Source organism: Paenibacillus sp. FSL R7-0340 (genome assembly GCF_038002205.1).
Lineage (GTDB): Bacteria > Bacillota > Bacilli > Paenibacillales > Paenibacillaceae > Paenibacillus > Paenibacillus polymyxa_B.
In genome coordinates, this window is the sequence record NZ_JBBOBY010000001.1 from 3,787,967 (window position 1) to 3,807,173 (window position 19,207).

Sequence of the window (19,207 nt, forward strand, 5' to 3'; positions counted from 1 at the left end):
GATAATATTTTCCATGGAAAAGGAATGCCCCATGTCCCCCTACGACATGAAGCATTCCCGTTACAACCTTCTATCAGACATATCCTCAGGTTAACAACACAGATAATCTCCATGCGCTGACGATCGACATAAGTACCTGTTTACCAGCTTGATTTCGTAATTCCTGGAATTTGGCCTTTATGTGCCAACTCGCGGAACGCGATACGAGACAGCTTGAATTTGCGCAAGTATCCTCTAGGTCTGCCCGTCAGCTCGCAACGGCTTTTCAGGCGGGTTGGAGATGAGTCACGCGGAAGCTTTTGCAAAGCTTCGTAGTCCCCTTTTGCTTTCAATTCACGTCTCAGGTCCGCATATTTAGCTACAATATCCTGGCGTTTCTTCTCTTTTACGACTTTTGACTTCTTGGCCATGTAAAGCTCCTCCTTGTGATATATGCCAATCATGAAGGTTCACCATCACTACCGCGAGATTGATGAACACGGATATGGACATGATTTTATACCTTAAATAGTAATAATTACGATTACTATTTAATATAACGCTGCTCCAGGTGTGTTGTCAACCCAAGCGGTTTGAATCACGACATTAAAAAGCCGTTGAAACAGCAGCCCCCTTCACTCTTGTGAACGGTCTGCCGTTTCAACGGCTTTAAAATTTGCTGACTGACTTTGTTCATTCAGCCAAATGGCAAGCTACCCAGTGATCTGGACGAGCCTCACGATAGAGTGGAATCTCTTTGGAGCAACGGTCGATTGCAAAGGGGCAGCGAGTATGGAACTTGCAGCCCGAAGGCGGATTAACCGGACTTGGAATATCCCCCTTGAGCAAAATACGTTCTCTCTTCAGCTTCGGCACCGGAATAGGTACAGCCGACAGCAACGCCTTCGTATACGGATGCAACGGATTCCCGAATAGCTCGTCACGCGATGCCGTTTCGACCATGGAGCCTAAATACATCACGCCAATACGGGAACACAAATGTTCCACCACGCTCAAATCATGCGAGATGAACAAATATGTCAGACCCCGTTCGGCCTGCAATTTGGCGAATAGGTTAATAATCTGCGCCTGTATGGACACATCCAGCGCTGATACCGGCTCATCAGCGATAATTAGATCCGGCTGAAGCGCCAGCGCTCGGGCAATGCCGATCCGTTGGCGTTGACCTCCCGAAAATTCATGGGGAAAACGGTCGATATGATACTCTGACAATCCACATAGCTTGAGCACGTCCAGCACAATCTGCCGGACCTCCTCCTTCGTTGCTATACCGTGATCCAGTAGCGCCTCACCAATGGCATCACCAATCCGTACACGCGGATTCAGCGAGCTATACGGGTCTTGAAAGATCAGCTGAATTTTGGGACGAAGTTCCTGCATCCCTTTGGCAGACAAGCTGTGCAAATCCATCCCTTTGTATTTTACGGTACCGTCCGTTTTATCCGTCAATCTAACAATCGTGCGGCCCACCGTGCTTTTACCGCTCCCCGATTCCCCTACCAATCCGAAGGTTTCACCCTGACGGATCGTAAAGCTGATATCGTCTACCGCCCGCACATGTCCTGAAGTACGGTTCATAAACCCGGACTTCACCGGAAAGTACGTTTTTAAGCGGTCTATTTCCAACAACGGCTCCGGCTCAGCCATGAACAACCGCCTCCTCATATAACCAGCAGGATGCTTTCTGCTGAGCTGAAACTTCTTTTAATGTAGGCTCCTTTACACGACAAATGTCCATGCACTGCCCGCAGCGGTCATGAAAATAACAGGAAGTCGTCAGCTCCAGCGGATTAGGTACCTGCCCGGGAATGGAATACAGTTCCTCTTGGCGCTGATTAAGCACCGGTTTGGATTTTAGTAACCCTTGTGTATAAGGATGCTTGGGATGATTAAACAGCTGTACCACTTCGCCTTCCTCGACGATCTTGCCTGCATACATCACAATGACGTAATCAGCCATTTCGGCGACAACACCCAGATCATGGGTGATTAGCATGAGCGACATATTGGATTGGGCTTTAAATTCACGCAGCATATCGAGGATTTGCGCCTGAATCGTTACATCCAGAGCGGTGGTTGGCTCATCCGCGATAAGCAGCTTGGGACCACAAGAAACAGCAATTGCAATCATAATTCGCTGCAGCATCCCCCCGCTCAGCTCATGCGGATAACTTTTTAAAATCTGCTCCGGCCGGGATATACCGACCTGTTCGATCAGCTCCAGTGCTCGCTTACGAGCTTCCTTACGGCCCATTTTCAAATGCTCAATCAGTGGTTCGGATAGCTGTTCACCAATGGTCATGACCGGATTCAATGAAGACATCGGCTCCTGAAAGATCATGGATATTTCATGTCCGCGAATCGTGCGCATCTCATTTCTGCTAAGCTCTAGCAGATCGGTTTCCTCAAAGCGGATGCTTCCGCCTGCCACTTTACCACCGGGACTCTGGATCAGACCCATGATGGACATCGCGGTAATACTTTTGCCGCATCCCGATTCACCGACAATGCATACCGTTTCCCCTGGCTTCACACGGAAGCTGATATCATCCACCGCTTTAACCGTTCCTTCTTCTGTATAAAAATGAGTGCTTAAATGTTCAATAGAAAGTAAATTGTCCATGGTGTATGATCACCTACCTCTTATGTTTCGGGTCAAGTACATCCCTCAGCCCGTCACCAAAAATATTAATAGCGATGACTGTAGCAAAAATAGACAGTCCTGGCGGTATCCACAACCACGGACGTTGCTGAAAATCCAGCACATTGTTAGCGGCATCAATCATGTTGCCCCAAGTCGGTGTTGTGGGCAGCACGCCAAGGCCAAAGAAGCTGAGCACAGATTCACTCAGGATGGCTCCGCCAATATTCAATGTAGCGATAACGATCAACAACGGTAAAATATTCGGCAGCAGATGCTTGAACAGCTTTCGACGATTCGAGAGTCCCAGTACCGTCGCGGCTTGCATAAATTCACGTTCCCGCAAACTAAGCATCTGGCCCCTCACCATCCGTGCAATCCCCGGCCAGTTGACCAGACTAAGCATCAGCATGACAATATACATCCGTTGATCGGGTGGAACCTTCCAGTCAGATAGCAGCGCGCCCATAATAAATAGCAGGGGCAAACTGGGAATCGTCAGCAGCAAATCAGCAACGCGCATAATAATCTGATCCGCAATCCCGCGAAAATATGCGGATATGACCCCCAGCGTAGCCCCCAAAAAGACTGACAATACCATTGAAGCCAAACCCACGGTAAGAGAAATTTGACCTGCTTGCATCACACGTGTCAGCACATCCCGCCCCAGCTTGTCTGTTCCTAACCAGTGATGGATATTTGGCGCCTTGTTCATCATTAATATATTTGTTTTATTATCGGAATAAGGAGAAAATAGCGGACCGATAAAACAGAGCAAAAACATAAATACCACGACAAGCAGACCAGCCATAGCAAGCTTGTTTCTGAACAGCTGCCGGAGCGCTTGCTGCCACATTGAAGATTTAACAGTTGTTCGCAGTCTGCCGCTGCTCTTGCTTAAATTACTGCTCACGGATGACATTCCTTAGCCCCCTTCTTACACTTTCACACGCGGGTCCGCGATGCGATACAAAATATCGGACAACAGTGTTCCGATAACGCTCAATATGGCAATTAGCATCGTAAAGCCCATAAGTAGTGGATAATCCCGGAGCGAAAAGGATTGCATGTACAACTGACCGATTCCTGGCCAATTAAAAATCTTTTCAATAATCAGGGACCCGCCAAACAGCGCAGGTAGTTCGAAGCCAACGAGCGTAATGGCAGGCAGCAATGCATTTCTCAATGCGTGCGTAAAAAGTACCTTTCTTTCCTTTAAGCCCTTTGCACGGGCTGTGCGTATATAATCCTGCTGGATCACGTCGATCATATTGCTACGGAAGTAGCGGGTCAACGACCCCAGTCCCAGCAGCGTCATAACGATCACTGGCAAGGTCATATGCTGGAGAACCTCCTTCACATACTCCATACCTGTAGCGTTACTCCCCGTATTAAGCATGCCACCGGGTGGCAACCACTTCAGGTCAACCGCTGCGATTTTAATCAGATACAACCCGATAAAAAATGAGGGCACAGACATGGCAGCGAAAATCACCACCATTACCAAAGTATCAAACCATGAATACTGCTTATAAGCAGCAACCACACCGATAATGACCGCGATAAACCAGGTCAGGAAGGTCGATACAACGGCCAGCAAAAACGAGTTCCAGATATACTCATTAAATAAGGTCAGCACCGGCTTTTGCTGGGCAAGCGAATAACCAAAATTTCCATGCAGCGCATTGCCCAGCCAATTTCCATAGCGTTCAAGAATAGGCTTATTCAGGCCGTAAATTTCCCTCAGCTCCGCCTTTCTCTCTGGCGACAGCTTCAGATTGCCGCTAATGAAATCTCCCGGTGTCATGGCATACAGGAAAAAAATCATCATCGAAGCGGCCAACAAAATAATAACCATATACGTCAGTCTTTTCGTTAAAAACGAGCTCATGACAGACTCCTTTCAATTCAAGGTCAGGCTACTCATTACGTTTCCCCTATTTGGGAGGCCCCTTGATCCGAACCTGATGTTCTTCACAAGGGGCCCGAAAATGTGGCTTATTTAAGGGACCATTCGAACAGATTACCAGACAAGCCAATGAACGGACTGACCTTTACATGTTCCATCCGACCATTGTAGGCATACACCGTCTTCTTATAGTTGGTAAAAATTACGGGCAGTTCATCGTTTAGCAGCACATATAATTCTTGATATATTTTCTTGCGTTCTTCCATATTCGTCGTAGACAAGCCTTTTTCATATAGCTCTTTTACCTTTGGATTGTTATATCCCTTGACTTCTCCATTGACGAATTGCTCGATTCCATCTGATGGATCTGTCAGCATGCCTGTCGAAAAGGCGGCAAGATCATAATCCTTACCTTCTACTTTGGCGACCATTGCATTAAAGTCTGCAAAGATTTCCGGCTGTAGGTCAACGCCAATCGCTTTGTAATTTTCAGCCGCAAGCGCAATAAAGGTATCTGTTTCTGGACGTTTAGAGGTCAGCAGATGAATGGTCAGCTTCTGACCGTTTTTCTCACGGATGCCATCACTACCTTCTGCCCAGCCCGCTTCATCCAGCAGCTTTTTCGCTTGCTCTGGGTCGTAGTTATATGGATTGATTCCATCGGTCGTGTAAGACCAGAATATTGGGGAAGCTGGAATGTTTGCGACCGCCCCTGCTCCCTGAGCTGCGTCGACATAAATGCTTTTCCGATCCAGTCCATAGGTCAATGCTTGACGAACCTTTTTATCCTTAAGCTTTTCATTTTCAAGATTTACTTGCAAATATCCGTAAGTGCTAGGGGTATACGGCAAAATGTTTAAAAAGCCAAGCCCTTTTAGTTTGTCTATATTTTCCTGAGTTGCGGTGAATTGAGCAAAATCGGTATCGCCTGTTTCTATGAATTGCCAAGCGTCGCCTTCTGCTGTTTTGTAAATGAAATGCTGTGTTTTCGGTTTGCCTTTGAAAAAGTGATCATTCGCCTCCAGACGAACTTCTTGCCCTGGAATGAACTTTTCCAACTTATAAGCCCCATTTCCCAGAGGGCTACTATGTAAATTTTTAAAATAATCCAGCTGTCCGAACTTGTAATCCTTGCCGTAGTAGGCTTTGGACAGTACATAGTCACCCAGAATCGGCAGAGCCAGCGCGTTTGGTTTTTCCAACGTCGCAGAAATGGTCTGCGCATCAATCACCTTGATTCCTTCAATTTGTTTTGCCTTGCCTTCCGTATAGTCTTTGCCGCCTTTAATGTTCAGCTTTCGGATTTGGCTGTCACCAGGATAGGCTTTGTCATAGATCAACGTCCAGGTAAAAGCGACATCCTCTGCTGTCAAAGGAGAGCCATCACTGAATTTTGTACCGGGAACCAGATGAAACGTGTACGTTAGATTATCCTTAGAAATATCCCAGCTCTTAGCCAGATTGGGCAGCGGAAGCCCCTTCTCGTCTACCGTGACCAGCGGAGTCCACAACTGCGAAATCACGTTGCCGTCATAGCCGCTTTGGTTAAAATACGGAGTAAACACCCCGGCTGGGTCAGTCAGACCAACAATAATCGTGTCGCTTCTCTTTTTGGACACTTCCGGCAATTTGGATAAATCAGAAGCTTGTACCAGACTTGTTAATGGCTGCGCTGTAGCGGCTGTCTGTGCGGCATCACTATTTTGCGAAGTAGCATCGCTAGTGCTATCTGATCCACCACTAGAGCAAGCTGCTAATAAGGTAGAACTTGCCAGAAGTAGACTGCTGAGTAGAATAATTCCCTTTTTCAAAATAATCCCCCCGAGTTAATTTAGTAAATTCCGATCGAACAAGTTGTAATTAATAAGATAAATCTCATTATAGGAATCTATTCCGGTTCTGTAAAGAGAGAACTCCATTTTTTATGTAAAAAAATAGACGTCATCTCATCTGGATTCCAAATGATCGACGTCTATTTGTTTAAAGTGTTAAAGTCTAACTGGTGAGTGCAGCCTAATTTCGCTCCATATAGCCCAGGATGCTCCGATGCATTTCATCCACAGCCGAAAGCCGTGCGCTATAGCCGAGCAATGTTTCACCATCAAAATGTGCATGGATGAAGCCAGAGGCCCGGAGCTTAAAAATATGGTCGTGGGTGATTCCCTTGGACAGCTTGAGATGACGGACAATCTCAATAAAGGTTCGTGGAGACTGGCTTTGGTACAAATATTTTAAAATCTTAAGCCTGCTCTTCTCCCCCAAACTTCGGATCATTCGATATTCCTGTGGGGATAAAAAATCGTCCTCCTGAACATAAATCCCTGCCGAATAATGGCACAACAGGAGCGACCCAAATCGATAAATGATATTAATCGGCTGAAAATGGTATTGAGGCACCAGCAACACCCGTGTCAGCCCTTCGGAAGGCTCGAACCGGAAGCCATTAGTGGTACGATCCACCCACTCCATAGAGCTATGTAAGCCCTTCTCCTTATTTCTCCGTTCAGCTTCCTGTTCCAGACCGCTTAGAATACTTGTATCCACATGGCGAAAATACTCCTCGTCCCAGCCAGATAGCAGTTGCAAAGCAAGTTTACGAAGCTTCTCCATATCGTCAGGCAGCGGGACCCCAAAGGCTGATGCCTGTTCATTTAATTCCTGTACAGCCCGGTTCTCCAGACGGTCTACGACCTCTTCAACGTTCCCCTGATCAGAAAGCATACAGACGAGTCCATAAATAACCTTCCAATCTGCATTGATTTCCATGGACTCCAGCAATTTGGACAAACCTGGAGACAGCGTTCTACGCACTTGCTCCGCCCACCCGGCTGATAAATCGGTCTTCTTGTAAGCCTTGCGGCAAATAAAGGTGTGTAAGCTGCTGAGCAGCTCAAACACCGGTCCATATGCTACATGTACATCGTAAGGAGCATTCACGTCGTGACTCATCGCTTTCTGTCCTCTTTTCTTTCATGTCTGATGTCCATTATACATACTATCGTACACCCGTTCATTCTTAGTGATCCATTCATACGAGAATTTAGCAAAACACAGATACAAATATGAAGGAAACAAGCATCATAATCAAGACGAAAAAAAAGCCTGATCTCATCAGACTCTAACTGTTCAGCTATGAATTAAAAAAGGTTGTCTCCCACAAATATCGCAGGAGACAACCTTTGGACAAATAATATGATGCTTAAAGTTTGTTAGCTGCTACTTTCCACTCTAATATTCCTGTGGATACTGAACCTTTGGATACCATTTCAATTCTTAATTTCGTTGTTTTTACAGGCGTAAAAGTGGTCGTATTATACTGGTCTGCCGAAGTACCCAATCCATTAGCCTGCTTGACATTGGACCAGCTACGACCATTCCAATACTTAATCTTGTAAGATTTAGGAACATCAACGCCAGCGCCATCTTTGAACCAATAGACATCCGTTTGGGATATCGTATATTCTTGATCAAAATCATATTGGACCCATTGTGTACCCGTCTCAGGCCAGTTACCATACACAGCATGACTTCTATCGTTGGAATTGGCAGGTTCAAATCCATCGTTTAGCGCGCTTACATTTTCCCAAGATGAAGTATAAGAGCTGCTAGCCGTTGCCGCAGGTGCTATGTTCACGATTTCATCAGGATCTGTTTCAATTGGGCCCTCGTCGTCTTTAGTCGTGATTGGGAAACGAGCCGTATCCTTCTTGATTTGACTCCAGGTATAACGCAGCATCCAAACATCCCAGTCGGTGATATGATCGGAATTGCCGGCCCACATAATGGTGTTCGTTGGGAATCCACCTGGTGGACGCTCATGTTCTTCATAAAAATCAGTTAAGCCAAATCCATGCCCAATTTCATGTTCCGTGATTTCAATCTCATCCGAGTTTAAAGTGCTAAAAAGGTAATCATCATTCACACGTTGGCCCCAATCCTGACCGGTTCCTCCTACAAAATTTTCGGTTACCCACAAATACATATCAAAGTGTTTATCATATCCACCCGGATACGAATAGTATGGGTCCCAATAGTGCTCATATCTGGACAAGGCTGCCGGCGCAACCGGGAGTACAGCGGGAATTTCAGGTTTTTCGGAAGCTAACTCATCTGTAGTCGTATCCGTATAAACGACCTCGTCAGGTTGCTTGTCCAGTAATAGTGAAGGATCAGCAACAGCCCACCCTACTACTTTTACTTTAATATCTTGATAGGGCCAGCCATCATATCCTTTGAGATGCTCCGTCCAATGATTCATCTGGCGACCTAGCATTCTAGCAATATCTTGGCGTTGTTGCAGTGTAACGGGCTTAGAAGATTGCCAGCGCACAACGTAATTGAGTGACCCTTTTCCCGCATCAATTTGATCAAAAATCGTGTTGTTACGAGCAGTCGAGCCTTCAGTCAACATTCTATTCTTCCAAACCCATTCCACTGAGGATTTGAGATAGGACGGCATATCAGCCAATGTCGAATCACCTGTTGCCGCAACCACAGAACTCACGTTTAGATGAGAATCCGCTGATACAAAACTAGCGTTTCCCATCAGTAATGAACTAGCAATGGCTACTGAAAAAGAAGCCGCCATCATTCCTTTTTTCTTCAACATTCGTCGTTTCCCTCCATCTCATTTCAAGAGATTACTTACTGATTCGCTGCTACTTTCCACTCCAAGATTCCTGTAGATGCCGATCCTTTGGACACCATTTCAATTCTTATTTTGGTTGTTTTTACAGGCGTAAAAGTAGTCGTATTATATTGATCTACCGCGGTGTCCAGCCCTTTGGCCTGCTTGACATTAGACCAGCCCTGACCATTCCAATACTTGATCTTGTAAGACTTAGGAACATCAATGCCAGCGCCATCTTTGAACCAATAGACATCCGTTTGGGATATCGTATATTCTTGATCAAAATCATATTGGACCCATTGTGTACCCGTCTCAGGCCAGTTACCATACACAGCATGACTTCTATCGTTGGAATTGGCAGGTTCAAATCCATCGTTTAGCGCGCTTACATTTTCCCAAGATGAAGTATAAGAGCTGCTAGCCGTTGCCGCAGGTGCTATGTTCACGATTTCATCAGGATCTGTTTCAATTGGGCCATCGTCGTCTTTAGTCGTGATTGGGAAACGAGTCGTATCCTTTTTGATTTGACTCCAGGTATAACGCAGCATCCAAACATCCCAGTCGGTGATATGATCGGAATTGCCGGCCCACATAATGGTGTTCGTTGGGAATCCACCTGGTGGACGCTCATGTTCTTCATAAAAATCGTTTAACCCAAATCCGTGACCAATTTCATGTTCAGTAATCTCAATCTCATCCGAGTTTACCGTACTCAGAACGTATTCATCATTCATACGCTGTCCCCAGTCGCCGCCGGCTCCCCCGCCAAAATTTTCTGTGGCCCAGAGATACATATCAAAGCGTTTATCCAATCCACCCGGATACGAATAGTTCGGGTCCGAAAAATGCTCAAACCGGGATATTTCATTAGGCGCAACTGGAAGCGCAGCAGGAATTTCCGGTTTTTCAGAAGCTAGTGTATCTGTAATGGTATCCGTATAAATGACCTCGTCAGGCTGCTTGTTCAGGAGCAGTGAAGGATCGGCAACAGCCCAGCCTACCACTTTTACTTTAATATTCTTATAGGGCCAACCGTCATATCCTTGAAGATGATCTGTCCAATGGTTCATCTGCCGATCTATCATTTTAGCAATATCCTGGCGTTGCTTCAGTGTGACGGGCTTAGAGGATTGCCAGCGTATAACATAATTAAGAGTCCCTTTTCCCGCAAAAATTTGATCAAAAATCGTATTTTTACGAGCCGTCGAGCCTTCGGTCAACATTCTATTCTTCCAAACCCATTCCACCGAGGATTTGAGATAAGCTGGCATATCAGCTAACGTCGAATCACCCGTTGCCGCAACCACAGAATCCCCGTTTAGATGAGAATCCGCTGATACAAAACTAGCGTTTCCCATCAGTAATGAACTAGCAATGACTACTGAAAAAGAAGCCATCATCATTCCTTTTCTGTTCAACATGTATGTACCTCCATATCCATTTGTATTATTGCAATAGTTTTCTTGAAATAACTATCTCTATCACCTCTCTTTTCGTGTTTGCGAACTAATCTAGGAGATTAAGAGTACACTATCAAATCTCCTTGTCGTTTTTTGTAAATAATCACAAATCATATTATCACTGGATTATTGCATCGTCAATATTTTCCTTAATGATTTAAATTAGTCATTTTAATCGTATCTTGGAACATATACTTGATCTTTGCATGCACAAAACTGGTATTTTATAAAATGAAAAAACCGTTTATTCACTAAATCAATTCCACCATAGAATTTGATTTTGGAACAAACGGCTCTATTTATAAGCTTTTTTCACACTACTCTAGCATTTTTTAGCGGTTAGGAAAACGAGAGGTATCCTTCTTAACCTGGCTCCAGGTATAACGCAACATCCAGGTATCCCACTCTGTTATTTTGGGGGAATTTCCGGCCCACATAATAGTTGGCACAGGAAACCCACCGGGTGGACGCTCATGTTCTTCATAGAAGTCAGGCAAGCCGAATCCATGCCCCATCTCGTGCTCTGTAATCTGGATTTCATCCGAATTCAAGGTGTTCAGGATATAATCATCAGGCATACGTTGCCCCCAATCCCCGCCAGCTCCGCCTTGAAAATTGGACGTTCCCCATAAGTACATATCAAACCGCTTGTCCAGGCCACCTGGGTAAGAATAGTTAGGGTCCATAAAATGTTCAAATCTCGATAGTGCGTTAGGAGCAACTGGAAGTTTAGCTGGAATATTCGGGTCTGTTTTACTTAAGTCATCCGTAATGGTATCCGTGTAAACGATTTCATTAGATTGTTTGTTAAGAATCTGTGATGGATTCGCAACGGCCCAGCCTACTATTTTTACTGTAATATTGTTATAAGGCCAGCCATCATACCCTTTCAACTGCTTATTCCAATTATTGATTTGGCGACTCAGCATGGAAGCCATATCTTTACGCTGCTGAAGAGTGATATTTTTAGAGGATTGCCAACGCACTACATAATTTAGCGTTCCTTTTCCCGCATAGATTTGATCAAAAATCAAATTTTTACGGTTGGTGGAGCCTTCTTTGACCATTCTATTCTTCCAAACCCATTCTACCGATGGCTTAAATTTAGCAGGTATATCAGCAGCAGCCAAATTAATATTTGTCGACGCTATATCAGAAGTGCTTTCCAAATCTGAGGCTGCTGAACCAACGTTAGCCCCGCCAACCAGTAAAGAAGCAGCCACTACTAATGAAAAAGAAGCCATGATCATTCCATTTTTCTTCGGCATTTATTTAACCTCCATACCTTTTATTTTTACGAGACATCTAAAAGGACAACGCCTACTCTCTTATTACACCTACTCTCGTTTTTGAATAAAATTACAATTTTATACTATCATTGGAATGATATAGCGTCAAACAAAAATATCCCCTCTACAAGGAGGGGATAAGTATCCATAGACTAGGCTCGCACTCCTACTCTATGGATATCAATGCCGATTCTGCCAGTGAAGCCAGTAGCTTCGCTGTTCCGGGCAACGCGCGTTCGTCCAGATCAAAGGCAGGATGATGCCATTCCTGGCTTCCCGCAGTGCCGACAAAGACAAATACACCGGGGATGTTCTTCTGATAAAACCCAAAATCCTCGCTCGCCGAGGATGGTATGGGACGAACTACGTCCAGGCCGACCGCTTCTGCCGCCTCCTCCGCGATGACGGCCAACTTACCGTCGTTCAGCACAGGCGGCGGACCCTCGATCCAGCGGATGGATGCTTTCGTGCCGAAAGCATCCGCAACGCCTTTTACGACCTGCTCGAAGCGCTCAGTCACCTGGGCGCGAACATTTTCGTCAAATGTGCGAATTGTTCCGTCCAAATGGGCGCGGTCAGGAATGATGTTCCAGGCGTTGCCACTGTGCAGCTTCGTGACGCTAATGACCGCGCTATCCAGCGGATTAACGCTCCGACTCACAATGGATTGCAGCGCCGTAATGATATGTGACGATACCACGATGGGGTCAATCCCTGCATGCGGCACTGCCGCATGTGTGCTCAGACCCTCCACCTCGATGTAAAAACCATCCGCCGCTGCCATTAGCGGACCTTCTTTGATGCCGACCGTGCCTACGGGCAGGTCCGGCTTGTTATGTAGGCCAAATATGGCCTGCACCCCTGCCAACGCACCGCTGTCCAGCACTTGGGCAGCGCCTTTGGCCTTTTCCTCAGCTGGCTGGAACACCAGCCGAACCGTGCCTTTCAGCTCCTGCTCCCGCTGCTTCAACAATACGGCTGCTCCTAACAGGGATGCGGTATGAAAATCATGCCCACAGGCATGCATCTTGCCGGGATGCACCGAAGCATAAGGCAATCCCGTCTCTTCCTGAATAGGCAACGCATCAATGTCTGCACGAAGCGCGACAGTTGGTCCCTCCTGCTGTCCGCCGATTTCCGCTACTAATCCGGTACGCAGCGGCACATCCAGAATGGTTATGTTCTGTTCTTCCAGCAGACGGCGGATAAAGGCGGTAGTTTCAACCTCCTCGTTAGATAACTCGGGATTTCGATGCAGATGGCGGCGAATGTCCACCAGCTTCTGCTCCAAAACCTGCTCCTTCGTCCCGGTTGATCCACTCATCCCTATTCCTCCTTCGTGAACCCAAAATAGTTACAATTCTCTCAGACCAACAACATCTAGGACTGCACAGGCAACCCGGCAAAAGCTTCATGCAATAACTCGAACGAGCGCACGCGCTTGTGTATATCCCTTATTCCTGTCGTAACAATTAGCTCATCGGCCTGATACTTCGCTTGAATTTCCGTCAACACAGCATAGATTTCGTCTTTATTCCCTTTGTTAATTTGCGCTTGTGTAGCTTCAATTGTATATTCTTCACCTGATTGCTTGCCGAACTCTTCTGCACTTTCCAGCGTGCCCACCGTAGCCGTCTTGCCACTGGCCAGATGAATTTTGTACAACTTGTGCTCCCCTGCTAACTCCGCAGCTTCCTCGGAAGTGTCCGCTACGATGACTGAAAGCGCAAAAAGAGCTTTCGGCTCACGTCCATAACTATAATCGAAAGACTCCCGATACGTACGGAATGATTCCAATGCAATCTGCTCATTACTATTGATAAATTGCGAGAAAACGTAGGGCAACCCCAAACGCGCAGCAATTCCAGCACTGTCTGTACTTGTACCCAAAACGTAAATATCCGCTGGTGTTTCTGGAATCGGATTCGCCTGTAACCCGGCTAACGGTCCTTCTTCAGACGGAATATTATGAATATAGCGACTTACTTCATCAATTTTTTCTTCGAGAGAAGGCGCGTCATGAACGTTTCGTTGTAACGCCTGTGTGGATTTCGGCAACCCGCCCGGCGCGCGTCCAATTCCCAAATCTACGCGACCCGGTGCAAGAGAGGACAGCACATTAAAGTTTTCAGCTACTTTATAAGGGCTGTAATGCTGAAGCATCACTCCACCAGAACCGACTTTAATACGCTCAGTGCGTGCCAGCAAATGGGAAATGAGTACCTCTGGCGAAGAGCCCGCAACCTGCTCGGAATCGTGATGCTCTGATACCCAGAAGCGCGTAAACCCCAATTCCTCTACACGCTGTGCTAGCTTAATCGTATTACGAAGGGCCTGCGCTGCCGTTTCCCCCTCGTGTATAGGGCTTTGATCCAATACTCCGATTTTAATACTCATGTCTCCCTCTCCCGTCTAAATTGAATAGTTATATTCCGGTGTAATCCGTTTCAGGAATTGTTTGGTACGTTCCTCTTTGGGGTGGTTAAAAATGTCGTCCGGTGTGCCTTCCTCGATAATATGACCGCCATCCATAAATACCACATGATTTGAAACATCGCGCGCAAAGCCCATTTCATGTGTAACGACAATCATTGTAATGCCTTCCTTCGCAATCTTGCGGATCACCGACAGCACCTCACCCACCAATTCAGGGTCCAGCGCCGAAGTCGGCTCATCGAACAAAATCACTTCCGGGTTCAGCGCCAAGGCACGCGCTATGCCAACACGCTGCTGCTGCCCGCCGGATAGCTGGCTTGGATAATGATTCAGCTTTTCACCCAGACCGACCTTTCCCAGCACTTCAATGCTAATTTTTTTCGCTTCCTCCTGCTTGACCTTGCGGACAACGACAAGTCCCTCCATGACATTTTCCAGCGCTGTTTTATGCTTGAACAAATTGTATTGCTGGAAAACCATAGCCGTCTTTTGACGTAGAGCCAAAACATCCCTCTTCGCAGGTCGCTTGCAGTTCACTGTAAAATCGCCAATGCTGACTTCCCCATCATTCGGCTTTTCCAGATAATTAATGCAGCGTAGCAGAGTCGTTTTTCCTGAACCGCTCGGGCCTAAAATAACGACGACCTCGCCTTTGTTCACGGTCAAATCAATGCCTTTGAGCACTTCATGTTTGCCGAACGACTTCGTAATATTTTGCAGACGGATCATGATGCTCGACCTCCATTAAACACATTGATTTTTTTCTCCACCAAGCCGGATATTCGCTCAATTAATACCGTCAAGCCCCAAAATAGCAGTGCAGCCGCGATATATACCTCTAAATATTTCCAGTTGGTAGATGCCAGAATTTCAGCCTGTGCCTGGATTTCTGTGACCGAAACCGTGAAGGCCAAGGTAGAGCCATGAAGCATCCCAATAACGGAATTCGTCAGGTTTGGCAAACTCACCACGAACGCCTGCGGAAATACAATCCGTCTCAGCACTTGCCACGTCGTCATACCAACGGCATAAGCCGCCTCGATTTGCCCCTTGTTGACCGATTGGATTCCAGAACGGACGACCTCAGACATATACGCGCCACTGGTAATGGAAAACGAAATGAGTGCAAATACCATATAAGGAACATCTTTGGAATGCAGAGGCCAGCCGAAATGCTTCGCTCCCGCATCAATCAACAAAGGCAAACTGAAATAAATAAGCAGCAAATGCATCAGCATCGGTGTGCCACGGATAAAGGTAACGTAACCGTGAGAAATTTGGGACAACACAGGAACCTTATAGATTCGCGCCAGTGCCGTTATAATACCGATGACCAACCCTGCCAGTACGGAAACCACCGTAATAATTAAAGTGTTGGGCAGCGCGGAGAACAACCCAAAAAAGGCAGTATATATAAATCCAAAATCCAGACTCATATGCCTTTACCTCCTTTACTAAGACGAGGACTTCTCAGGTAGCGCACCACAAAACTTTTTCGTTTCTCGGGTTCTTTCTGTACTGCATCCCGATGCTCGTGCCGGAGAAGCGTATTTTCCAGCACCTTGAACAATTTTTGTAAAATCAGACTGATCACCAGATAGATAAGGGATAACGCGATATAGGTTTCAACAAAATGCTGGGTAGCCGACCCTAATGTCTGTGATTTCCCTGTCATCTCCATCGCTCCGATCGTAAATGCCAGCGAAGTATCCTTCAGATTGCCAATCACCAGATTGGAAAATACCGGAACCACCACAGCCAGCGCTTGCGGCATTATGATACGTGTAAAGGTCTGGTAGCCTGACATGCCGACGGACTGCGCAGCCTCGATTTGTCCTCGATCTACTGCCTCTACTCCTGACCTGATAATTTCGGAAATAAAGGCTCCACTATTGAGCGCGTAGGTTGCTACGGCAAACCACAGCACATCCCATCTGGAGGAATTGATATCCACCAGCTTTAGTAGCTCTGGCAGGCCGTAATACACCAGAAACAATTGGATTAGAATAGGTGTTCCGCGAAAAAAGGAGACATACACTTGAGAAACACGTTTGAGAAATGGAATGTTATACATGCGAGGCAGCGCAACCAACAGACCAATGATAAGCCCCAATACAAGCGAGCTTGCCACAATAAACAAGGTGATGTGTAAGTAAGACAGCATTTTCGGGATAAAGCTAAAAACATAGTCAATATTGAACTCTCTGCTCATATGCCTGCCTCATTTCTATACATCAACGGTCAGAATACATAGAGTACCCTGACCGCTGAAATGTCCAAGTCTATCCTTACTTCTTACTGCTACTACCTTCTTTTTTCACATCTTCCAGAGACTTAGTGAAATCCTCTCCAAGCCATTTAATGCTCAGCTTCGACAACGTACCGTCGTCCTTCACTTCCTGAATGGCTTTGTCCAGGTCATCCGCCAACCCTTGCTCATTTTTGTTCAGTACATACAGTACATCCGATTGAGTCAAAGGATCACCAACGGTCTTCAGAGCTACTTCTCCTTTTTCATCGGTGTTAAAACGGTTCGCAAAGTCTGTCGTAACGGTAGCATCTATACGGCCGCTCGTAATTTGTTGCACCGTATCATTGGCTGCACCACTCGTATAAACGATATTCAGGGCATCTCCGTGGGTTTTGTTATACTCTTTCAGCACATACGCCGCATTACTGGTTGGGCTGGTGAGCACCTTTTTCCCTTTCAAATCATCAATTGAATGAATGGTATTGTTATCCTTCGCTACAGCGACTCTGTTCAGAAAAATGCTATACGGATTTTTGTTGAACAGATACTTGGCTTCGCGCTCCGGGTTTTTTTCCATTTGATGCGATACCAGATCAATCTTGCCGGCATCGAGACTTAGCAGCAAATTTCCAAAGTCCATCGTTTTGAATTCAAATTCGTATTGAGGCAGGCGCTTGTCCAGCTCCTTAATCAGCTCCACATCAAAACCTGTTAAATTTCCGTTTTCGTCAATAAAGCATACATTTTTGAATTGAGTACCTGTGCCTACGATAATTTTCTTCACGTCTCCGCTTGAACCTGACGCGCTAGACGCGTTATCTGAGGAACCGCAGCCTGCCAACACCAGGATGATTGCCATAACAGACAATATTGCAAACCACTTTTTCATATGAATCCCCCTCATCTCTTTGTATATCAGCAGTTTGCGACATACATGGTAGCTACAACATCCAATAATTCATAATTCCTATAAACTTAATCGGTTTTAGGATGTGATTAATTTAACACCTGGAAACCTATACGTCAATCCACCAAGCTATAGAACATTTCTATAACAAAACAGCACCCCGGAAACCTTCTGTCAGTGCATCTGCAAAATCCGAGGTCACTGCACAGTCTTCTTTGGTCGCTATTATGCTAATCTGCATAGACACCCCAGCTACCTCTGGAACATGGATACGGAATAGTTTCTGATCTTTCACTTCACGGTTCACACAGACATCCGGCAAAAAGGCAATACCCGCTTCTTCCAATACCAGCTTTTTGGCCGTGACCACATTGTCTACCTGAAAAGCAATGTCCGGTGGCTGCTCCAGTGATTCAAAAGCGCGATGAATCCTCATCCAATCTAGTGATCCGCATTCGAAAAATACCAGTGTTTCACGTTGAATATCCTGTATGCTGGCCTTTCCTGTTTTCATAAACGGATGGCCGTCGTATACATACAGGGAAATCGGATCTTCATAAAAAGCAAGCGTACGGATAGCCGGATGCATCACTTTACGTACAAAACTAATGTCTACCTCACGGTTCAACAGTTTATGTACCAGTTGATCCGTCGTAGCCGTCACAATTTTGTAGTTAACCTCTGGATAACGGGCACGAAGCTGCTTTAATATCTCAGGAATGATGTAGTTCGACACCGATATCGTGCAGCCAATTCGAATTTGCTGAGGGGCTTTCTTACGCTGTTGGAGCTTTTGCTTCCCTTTTTGCAGCACCTGAAGCATCTGCTCCGCATAAGGAAGAAACTTTCGTCCATCCTCCGTCAGAACCGTTTGCTTGCTTTGGCGGTCGAACAGCTTGCATTCTAGCTCGCGCTCTAGCGTCTGAATCCGTGCTGTAACGGAGGGCTGGGACAAGAACAAGGCTTCTGCCGCCTTGTTAAAGCTCCCATAATGATTCACGTATACAAAGGCTTCCATATTCTCGATATTCATACGTAAGTCCCCCAGTAAGTTTTATATACATTTATCCAATATGTTAACTTGGTTTTTTTGTATCATAAAACTCACTGAACGACCTGTCAATGGAAATATTGAAAATATCTATAATTTTAATAGCTCATTTAGTTCTTTAACAGAACGTTCCAACCGTGCAACCAATTCTTCGGACAACCCGTATGCTCCATCTGGTAGACGTTCGACCCACTGATCCACTGCATACACCCCGCCAAGAATATGTCTTCCGCCCAGTGCATTAATAACCGGCTTCAAGGCATAGTCAATGACCAGCAGATGAGCCAGCGTACCTCCGATAAATAAAGGCAGGACAGGTTTCCCTCTTAGCCCCTCCTGCGGAACCAAATCCAGGAATATTTTCAATAATCCTGAATAGGACGCCTTATAGACTGGAGAAGCCACAATAACGGCATCCGCTGCTGCAATCAATGCAAGTGATGCTGTGACGTCGGGGCTGTTAAAGTTAGCTGTGACCAGATCCTCCGCCGGCAAGTCGACCACATTCAGCAGTGTGACCTCCGCTCCAGCCTGCTGCAACTGCTCCGTTGTATAGTTAATCAAGCCGTATAAACGGGATTGTGTAGACGGACTGCCTGATAGGATGACAACCTTGGACATATTTTTTCCTCC

18 protein-coding genes are annotated in these 19,207 nt (G+C 46.0%); all 18 read right to left on the reverse strand.

Annotated elements, in window-relative coordinates:
- Positions 1 to 140 precede the first annotated feature (140 nt).
- A complete protein-coding gene (gene rpsN, locus MKX59_RS16495) occupies positions 141 to 410 on the reverse strand; it encodes a 30S ribosomal protein S14 (protein ID WP_023988368.1) in 270 nt (89 codons plus the stop codon).
- A gap of 262 nt (positions 411 to 672) precedes the next feature.
- Positions 673 to 1,647: an ABC transporter ATP-binding protein gene (locus MKX59_RS16500; RefSeq protein ID WP_034095022.1), complete on the reverse strand. Its 975-nt coding sequence runs from the start codon at positions 1,645 to 1,647 to the stop codon at positions 673 to 675.
- Positions 1,640 to 2,623, reverse strand: a complete 984-nt coding sequence (locus MKX59_RS16505; RefSeq protein ID WP_023988366.1) for an ABC transporter ATP-binding protein — start codon at positions 2,621 to 2,623, stop codon at positions 1,640 to 1,642. The genes MKX59_RS16500 and MKX59_RS16505 overlap by 8 nt, the downstream gene beginning before the upstream one ends.
- A 13-nt stretch (positions 2,624 to 2,636) precedes the next feature.
- On the reverse strand, positions 2,637 to 3,563 hold the full coding sequence (gene opp4C, locus MKX59_RS16510; RefSeq protein ID WP_023988365.1) for an oligopeptide ABC transporter permease: 927 nt from the start codon (positions 3,561 to 3,563) through the stop codon (positions 2,637 to 2,639).
- Positions 3,564 to 3,578: 15 nt separating this feature from the next.
- Entirely contained in the window at positions 3,579 to 4,532 is a 954-nt protein-coding gene (locus MKX59_RS16515; protein ID WP_023988364.1) for an ABC transporter permease, read from the reverse strand.
- A 107-nt stretch (positions 4,533 to 4,639) separates the two neighbouring features.
- Positions 4,640 to 6,361: an ABC transporter substrate-binding protein gene (locus tag MKX59_RS16520; protein ID WP_023988363.1), complete on the reverse strand. Its 1,722-nt coding sequence runs from the start codon at positions 6,359 to 6,361 to the stop codon at positions 4,640 to 4,642.
- 202 nt (positions 6,362 to 6,563) lie between these two features.
- A complete protein-coding gene (locus MKX59_RS16525; protein ID WP_023988362.1) occupies positions 6,564 to 7,499 on the reverse strand; it encodes an ArsR family transcriptional regulator in 936 nt (311 codons plus the stop codon).
- 250 nt (positions 7,500 to 7,749) lie between these two features.
- Positions 7,750 to 9,159, reverse strand: coding sequence for a discoidin domain-containing protein (locus MKX59_RS16530; RefSeq protein WP_071558817.1), 1,410 nt, complete (start codon positions 9,157 to 9,159; stop codon positions 7,750 to 7,752).
- Positions 9,160 to 9,194: 35 nt separating this feature from the next.
- On the reverse strand, positions 9,195 to 10,601 hold the full coding sequence (locus tag MKX59_RS16535; RefSeq protein ID WP_071558818.1) for a discoidin domain-containing protein: 1,407 nt from the start codon (positions 10,599 to 10,601) through the stop codon (positions 9,195 to 9,197).
- Positions 10,602 to 10,972: 371 nt separating this feature from the next.
- The gene (locus tag MKX59_RS16540; protein WP_023988360.1) at positions 10,973 to 11,908 is read right to left on the reverse strand and encodes a dockerin; all 936 of its coding nucleotides are present in this window, start codon (positions 11,906 to 11,908) and stop codon (positions 10,973 to 10,975) included.
- A gap of 187 nt (positions 11,909 to 12,095) precedes the next feature.
- A complete protein-coding gene (locus MKX59_RS16545) occupies positions 12,096 to 13,253 on the reverse strand; it encodes an amidohydrolase (RefSeq protein ID WP_023988359.1) in 1,158 nt (385 codons plus the stop codon).
- A 56-nt stretch (positions 13,254 to 13,309) separates the two neighbouring features.
- Positions 13,310 to 14,326 (reverse strand): LLM class flavin-dependent oxidoreductase, encoded by a 1,017-nt coding sequence (locus tag MKX59_RS16550; RefSeq protein ID WP_023988358.1) that lies wholly within the window; start codon positions 14,324 to 14,326, stop codon positions 13,310 to 13,312.
- Positions 14,327 to 14,341: 15 nt separating this feature from the next.
- A complete protein-coding gene (locus MKX59_RS16555) occupies positions 14,342 to 15,094 on the reverse strand; it encodes an amino acid ABC transporter ATP-binding protein (RefSeq protein ID WP_071558819.1) in 753 nt (250 codons plus the stop codon).
- A complete protein-coding gene (locus MKX59_RS16560; RefSeq protein WP_071558820.1) occupies positions 15,091 to 15,801 on the reverse strand; it encodes an amino acid ABC transporter permease in 711 nt (236 codons plus the stop codon). Before MKX59_RS16560 ends, MKX59_RS16555 begins: the two co-directional genes overlap by 4 nt.
- Positions 15,798 to 16,577, reverse strand: coding sequence for an amino acid ABC transporter permease (locus tag MKX59_RS16565; RefSeq protein WP_023988355.1), 780 nt, complete (start codon positions 16,575 to 16,577; stop codon positions 15,798 to 15,800). The genes MKX59_RS16560 and MKX59_RS16565 overlap by 4 nt, the downstream gene beginning before the upstream one ends.
- A gap of 76 nt (positions 16,578 to 16,653) precedes the next feature.
- On the reverse strand, positions 16,654 to 17,505 hold the full coding sequence (locus MKX59_RS16570; protein ID WP_028542376.1) for a transporter substrate-binding domain-containing protein: 852 nt from the start codon (positions 17,503 to 17,505) through the stop codon (positions 16,654 to 16,656).
- Between the two features lie 160 nt (positions 17,506 to 17,665).
- Positions 17,666 to 18,556: a LysR family transcriptional regulator gene (locus MKX59_RS16575; RefSeq protein WP_013310069.1), complete on the reverse strand. Its 891-nt coding sequence runs from the start codon at positions 18,554 to 18,556 to the stop codon at positions 17,666 to 17,668.
- Positions 18,557 to 18,664: 108 nt separating this feature from the next.
- Positions 18,665 to 19,195 (reverse strand): NADPH-dependent FMN reductase, encoded by a 531-nt coding sequence (gene ssuE / locus MKX59_RS16580; protein ID WP_029519116.1) that lies wholly within the window; start codon positions 19,193 to 19,195, stop codon positions 18,665 to 18,667.
- Positions 19,196 to 19,207: the final 12 nt, after the last annotated feature.

Excerpts from the sequence above, each read along its gene's own strand:
- MKX59_RS16560 (WP_071558820.1), bottom strand. The coding sequence starts at position 15,801 with ATGAGTCTGGATTTTGGATTTATATATACTGCCTTTTTTGGGTTGTTC.
- MKX59_RS16540 (WP_023988360.1), bottom strand. The coding sequence starts at position 11,908 with ATGCCGAAGAAAAATGGAATGATCATGGCTTCTTTTTCATTAGTAGTG.
- MKX59_RS16535 (WP_071558818.1), bottom strand. The coding sequence starts at position 10,601 with ATGTTGAACAGAAAAGGAATGATGATGGCTTCTTTTTCAGTAGTCATT.
- MKX59_RS16500 (WP_034095022.1), bottom strand. The coding sequence starts at position 1,647 with ATGGCTGAGCCGGAGCCGTTGTTGGAAATAGACCGCTTAAAAACGTAC.
- rpsN (WP_023988368.1), bottom strand. The coding sequence starts at position 410 with ATGGCCAAGAAGTCAAAAGTCGTAAAAGAGAAGAAACGCCAGGATATT.
- MKX59_RS16575 (WP_013310069.1), bottom strand. The coding sequence starts at position 18,556 with ATGAATATCGAGAATATGGAAGCCTTTGTATACGTGAATCATTATGGG.
- MKX59_RS16550 (WP_023988358.1), bottom strand. The coding sequence starts at position 14,326 with ATGAGTATTAAAATCGGAGTATTGGATCAAAGCCCTATACACGAGGGG.
- MKX59_RS16530 (WP_071558817.1), bottom strand. The coding sequence starts at position 9,159 with ATGTTGAAGAAAAAAGGAATGATGGCGGCTTCTTTTTCAGTAGCCATT.
- opp4C (WP_023988365.1), bottom strand. The coding sequence starts at position 3,563 with ATGTCATCCGTGAGCAGTAATTTAAGCAAGAGCAGCGGCAGACTGCGA.
- MKX59_RS16570 (WP_028542376.1), bottom strand. The coding sequence starts at position 17,505 with ATGAAAAAGTGGTTTGCAATATTGTCTGTTATGGCAATCATCCTGGTG.
- MKX59_RS16555 (WP_071558819.1), bottom strand. The coding sequence starts at position 15,094 with ATGATCCGTCTGCAAAATATTACGAAGTCGTTCGGCAAACATGAAGTG.
- MKX59_RS16545 (WP_023988359.1), bottom strand. The coding sequence starts at position 13,253 with ATGAGTGGATCAACCGGGACGAAGGAGCAGGTTTTGGAGCAGAAGCTG.
- MKX59_RS16525 (WP_023988362.1), bottom strand. The coding sequence starts at position 7,499 with ATGAGTCACGACGTGAATGCTCCTTACGATGTACATGTAGCATATGGA.
- MKX59_RS16515 (WP_023988364.1), bottom strand. The coding sequence starts at position 4,532 with ATGAGCTCGTTTTTAACGAAAAGACTGACGTATATGGTTATTATTTTG.
- ssuE (WP_029519116.1), bottom strand. The coding sequence starts at position 19,195 with ATGTCCAAGGTTGTCATCCTATCAGGCAGTCCGTCTACACAATCCCGT.
- MKX59_RS16565 (WP_023988355.1), bottom strand. The coding sequence starts at position 16,577 with ATGAGCAGAGAGTTCAATATTGACTATGTTTTTAGCTTTATCCCGAAA.
- MKX59_RS16505 (WP_023988366.1), bottom strand. The coding sequence starts at position 2,623 with ATGGACAATTTACTTTCTATTGAACATTTAAGCACTCATTTTTATACA.